This is a genomic window from Streptomyces sp. NPDC059008 (assembly GCF_042749045.1).
Lineage (GTDB): Bacteria > Actinomycetota > Actinomycetes > Streptomycetales > Streptomycetaceae > Streptomyces.
The window spans coordinates 1-3,267 of the sequence record NZ_JBHYJC010000101.1 but is presented as its reverse complement, the minus strand read 5'-3'; the positions used below and the strand labels follow the sequence as shown (position 1 = coordinate 3,267).

4 protein-coding genes are annotated in these 3,267 nt (G+C 66.2%); 3 read left to right on the top strand and 1 reads right to left on the bottom strand.

All coding sequences use genetic code 11. The features are described 5' to 3' along the window. Nucleotides 1-264: 264 nt before the first annotated feature. Nucleotides 265-672, top strand: coding sequence for a VOC family protein (locus tag ACFWZH_RS39365; protein ID WP_384443324.1), 408 nt, complete (start codon nt 265-267; stop codon nt 670-672). Between the two features lie 30 nt (nt 673-702). Here the strand turns inward: ACFWZH_RS39365 and ACFWZH_RS39360 are convergent, their stop codons facing one another. Continuing rightward, nucleotides 703-1,107 (bottom strand): MmcQ/YjbR family DNA-binding protein, encoded by a 405-nt coding sequence (locus ACFWZH_RS39360; RefSeq protein ID WP_384443321.1) that lies wholly within the window; start codon nt 1,105-1,107, stop codon nt 703-705. 105 nt (nt 1,108-1,212) lie between these two features. On the opposite strand from ACFWZH_RS39360, the gene ACFWZH_RS39355 reads away from it, so the two are divergent. After that, nucleotides 1,213-1,602 carry a nuclear transport factor 2 family protein gene (locus ACFWZH_RS39355; RefSeq protein ID WP_384443318.1) on the top strand — a complete coding sequence of 130 codons (390 nt, stop codon included), beginning with the start codon at nt 1,213-1,215 and terminating at the stop codon, nt 1,600-1,602. 118 nt (nt 1,603-1,720) lie between these two features. After that, nucleotides 1,721-3,103 carry an IS1380 family transposase gene (locus ACFWZH_RS39350; protein ID WP_384443315.1) on the top strand — a complete coding sequence of 461 codons (1,383 nt, stop codon included), beginning with the start codon at nt 1,721-1,723 and terminating at the stop codon, nt 3,101-3,103. Nucleotides 3,104-3,267: the final 164 nt, after the last annotated feature.

The following is a 3,267-nucleotide window of genomic DNA, read 5'->3' as shown; positions in this document are numbered from 1 at the left end:
CCTCGGGCTTTCACGTGGCCTGGCGTCCGGGACGTGATTGAAAACGCGAGAAGTGCCCCTGACCTGCAACGATAGAGCTTGTCAAGGTCCTGTCAGTTGCGAGGAAAGAAGCACATCCCAGGTGAAGAAGCGTATGCGGCCCAGGCTCAGTCGGTTGAGGCTGGCTCGCACACGCCTCGTCTGGGGGCTCCTAAGGTGCGGCGTGGCGCCTGGTGGCAGACAAAGATGGCAGCGCCCCGAGCTTCGCCTGAGGAGATGATTGTCATGCCGTTCGCACCTTGTCTGAGTGTCAAAGACACTGCCACCAGCATCGCGTTTTACAAGCAGCTGGGATTCGATGTGGACTCCAGCACCGCCCGGCCCGGCGACGACATCCACATGCTCCTCTACAAGGGAGAGTTTGCCGCGATGCTTTACAGCAACGCCGACCTGAAGAACTGGCTGCCCGTCCTCGCGGACGTACCTATCGGCTTCGCCGGCATGTTCTACCTGGGCGTGGACGACTTCGACGCCGTCCACGACCGGATCACCCAGCATGCCGAGATCGTCAAGGACACCGAGACCGACCACACCGGTCAGCGCATGTTCTACTTCCGCGACCCGGACGGCTACGTCATCGGCATCAACGACAAAGCCGCCTTCCAAGCCAGCGACATGGGCAAATACGCCTGAACCGCAAAGACGACCCGCCAGTCGGGAAGGTCATGGCTGGCCCTGGTGGAGCCTTTGCAGTCGGTCGCGGGTGATGCGAGGCAGGCCGGCCACGACGCGTTCCCAGGAGTGTTCGATCATGTCGGCGAGTTCGTCGGTGGGCACGGTGCCGTCCAGCACCACGGTGTTCCAGTGCGGCAGGCGCGCGTAGTAGCTGGGCCCTACCGCCGGATACTGCTCGCGCAGGTGCAGGGAGAGGTTGGGATCGCACTTGAGGGTCACCTGCTCGGGCCGGGAGTCGTTGGCCTCCGTCAGTACGGCGAAAATCTTGCCCCCGACCTTGAACAGGGTCATCCCGGGGCCGGGCTCGCTTTCCGTCGCTTCCGGTAGCCCCGTAGCGGACTCTGCGACGTCCTCTGGGGTCACAGGTGATGCCTCCCTCGCGCCGTTCAGCATGCACAACACACTTAATGATGCCCGCAGGTATAGGACAGTTTCTGTCCTATATCCCTGCCAACCTCTCTCTGTACGACTTCGCAAGGCACAGAAAGGCCGGCTGCCATGACCAGCAACAAGGTCCACACGGACGCAGACAAGCTTGCTCACGAGTGGGTGAACGCCTACAACGACCAGGACTTCGACCGGTTCGGGGCGCTGTACACCGATGATGTCGCCTACACCGTCAGGGCCTACCAGCTCGCCTTCAATGGTCGGGATGCCTTTGTGGGCCACATCCAGGAGTACGCGGCTGCCGTCCCCGACCGGACGCTGACCCTCAAGCGGATCATCGCCGACAGGGACTTCATCGCCTTGGAAACCGACTTCACGGGGACCAGCTCCGGGGTCGTGCCGACCCTGCCTCCAGCTGGGGAGCGGATCAGCGCCTGCTTCTGCACCATCCTGCAACTGCGTGACGGCAAGATCGCCTCGCAAGACGACTACGTCGGCTAAGCCTCGCGCTCTCTTGGTGTCCGACAGGCGGTCGGACAAACGAACAGCGCCTCTGGTCAGCAAGAATGAGGATTGTCAAGATCCTTGCTCCTGCCACACTGCCGGAGGCAATTTCCAGGTGAAGAAGCGTATCGGGGCCTACCCGCGTGTCCACGTCGAGGGCGGTGGCCGGGCGGTGGTCTCGCAGGCGGGAGGCGTTCTGCTGGTGGAGACGGCCCGTAAAACCGGGCTGGACCAGGCGATGTCGACGGCTCTGGCGCCGTGGTGCAAGTCGCGGGCAGTGCACGATCCGGGGAAGATCCTGCGGGATGTGGCCCTGGCGGTCGCGCTCGGCGGGGACTGTCTGGCCGACGTGGGCATGCTGCGGGCCGAGCCGGCCGTGTTCGGTCCGGTGGCCTCCGGTCCCACCGTCTCCCGCCTCATCGATGCCCTCGCCTCGGCTGGGCCGAAGGCTCTGGCAGCGATCCGCACCGCACAGGCCCATGTCCGCGAACACGTCTGGAAGCTGGCCGGGCAAGCGGCACCGGACGCCGGCGAAGGGGTGATCGTGGACATCGACGGGGTGCTCGTGCTGGCCCACTCCGAGAAGCAGGACGCGGCGGCGACCTGGAAGAAGACGTTCGGGCACCATCCGCTGATGGCGTTCGTCGACCACGGCCGCAGCGGGTCCGGGGAACCGGTCGCCGCCCTGCTTCGACCGGGCAACGCGGGCTCGAACACGGCCGCCGACCACATCGCCACAGCCCAATTCGCCCTGGCCCAGCTGCCGAAGAAGCACCGGCGCGGACGCTCGACGCTGATTCGCACCGACTCCGGCGGCGGCACCCACGAGTTCGTCAACTGGCTGTCCGCGCGCGGACGCTGGCTGTCGTACTCGGTCGGCATGACCATCACCGATGCCATCCACCAGGCCGTCTTCAAGGTGCCCGCCTCCGCCTGGACGCCGGCCGTCGAACCGGACGGTGAGGTCCGCGACGGAGCCTGGGTGGCCGAACTCGACACTGACAGCGACTGCCTCAAGGGCTGGCCGAGGGGGGTGCGGCTGATCGTTCGCAAGGAACGCCCGCACCCCGGCGCCCAGCTGCGGCTCACCGACGCCGACGGTCTGCGTCTGACCTGCTTCGCCACCAACACCAAGGAGGTGCCGATCTCCACGCTGGAACTGCGCCACCGCCAGCGCGCCCGCGCCGAGGACCGCATCCGAAACGCCCGCGCCACCGGCCTGCGCAACCTCCCCCTCCACGACACCGCGCAGAACCAGATCTGGCTGGAGATCGTCCAGCTCGCCCTCGACCTGCTCGCCTGGATGCCCATGCTCGCCCTGACCGGCAAAGCCCGCCGGTGGGAACCCCGCCGCCTGAGACTTCGCCTCTTCTCCGCCGCCGCCCAGCTCGTCACCACCGCCCGCCGACGACACCTGAGATTCGCCCGGCACTGGCCCTGGACCAACGCGATCACCGACGCCATCGCCCGGCTCGAAGCCCTACCGAACCTAGGCTGACCAGCACGTTCCCGCCCCTACGAGCAGCACCACCCGACCGGAACCGTGGAACCCGGCGCCGACCCGACGCGACAGCCGGGCTACCACCATGCCCACGATCACCCCAACAAGCCGAAACGGCCCGCCAGTTGAACTGCCGAGCCGTCACGAAAGATCGAGGCTAG